Origin of the sequence: Streptomyces sp. M-16 (genome assembly GCF_052114405.1) — a bacterium.
Classification (GTDB): Bacteria; Actinomycetota; Actinomycetes; order Streptomycetales; family Streptomycetaceae; genus Streptomyces.
In genome coordinates this window covers 1-945 of the sequence record NZ_JBFRER010000310.1, presented here as the reverse complement: position 1 = coordinate 945, position 945 = coordinate 1, and the positions used below count along the sequence as shown (strand labels likewise).

The following is a 945-nucleotide window of genomic DNA, read 5'->3' as shown; positions in this document are numbered from 1 at the left end:
CGCCCGCCGCCGCCGTCGAGCCGCCGGCCGGCCGGGCCGCCGCGGCCGCGCGCAAGGGCGGCCCCGAGGGTGACGTCCCGGCGGTGATGCCGGCATGAGTCTGCTCGTCGTGGGCCTCAGTCACCGCAGCGCGCCCGTGAGCGTCCTGGAGCGGGCCTCGCTGTCCGCCGACGCCAAGGTCAAGCTGCTGCACGACACGCTGGCCGCCGAGCCGGCGGCCGAGGCCACCGTGCTCGCCACCTGCAACCGGATCGAGCTGTACGCCGACGTGGACAAGTTCCACGCCGGTGTCGCCGAGCTGTCCACGCTGCTGGCCCAGCACAGCGGGGTCGCGCTGGAGGAGCTCACCCCGTGACCGGGCCGGACAGTCGCTGGTGACCTTCGGGCTGGAGCAGCTCGCCGGGCCCGCGGTGCCCGTCGGGGAGTGGGCCGCGGGGAAGCGGGCCCTGGTGATCGGCGCCGGGTCGATGTCCTCGCTGGCCGCCGCGACGCTCGCCCGGGTGGGCGTCGCCGAGATCGTCGTGGCGAACCGGACCGCGGAGCGGGCGGAACGTCTCGCCGAGATTCTGGTTGCCTCGGGCACCGGTGTCGAGGCGCGGGCCGTGACGATGGGCGCCGTCACCGACGAACTGACACGTGTTGACGTGGTCGTCTCCTGTACGGGCGCGACCGGGCTGGTCCTGACCGGCGACGACGTGGCGCGCGCGGTGGAGGGTGGCCCCGAGGCGCACCCCCCGGCGGAGCCGCAGGGGCCCGACCCCGCCTCCGGCGTGGCCGGCGGCTCCGCCGCGGCCGGGACCGGGCCGGACAGTCGCTGGTGACCTTCGGGCTGGAGCAGCTCGCCGGGCCCGCGGTGCCCGTCGGGGAGTGGGCCGCGGGGAAGCGGGCCCTGGTGATCGGCGCCGGGTCGATGTCCTCGCTGGCCGCCGCGACGCTCGCCCGGGT

2 pseudogenes are annotated in these 945 nt (G+C 77.0%); both read left to right on the top strand.

Annotated elements, in window-relative coordinates:
* Positions 1–94: 94 nt before the first annotated feature.
* Positions 95–797, top strand: a pseudogene (locus AB4039_RS42285) (saccharopine dehydrogenase NADP-binding domain-containing protein); the annotation flags it as partial.
* Positions 764–945: pseudogene (locus tag AB4039_RS42280) on the top strand (glutamyl-tRNA reductase); the annotation flags it as partial. The pseudogenes AB4039_RS42285 and AB4039_RS42280, both read left to right, overlap by 34 nt.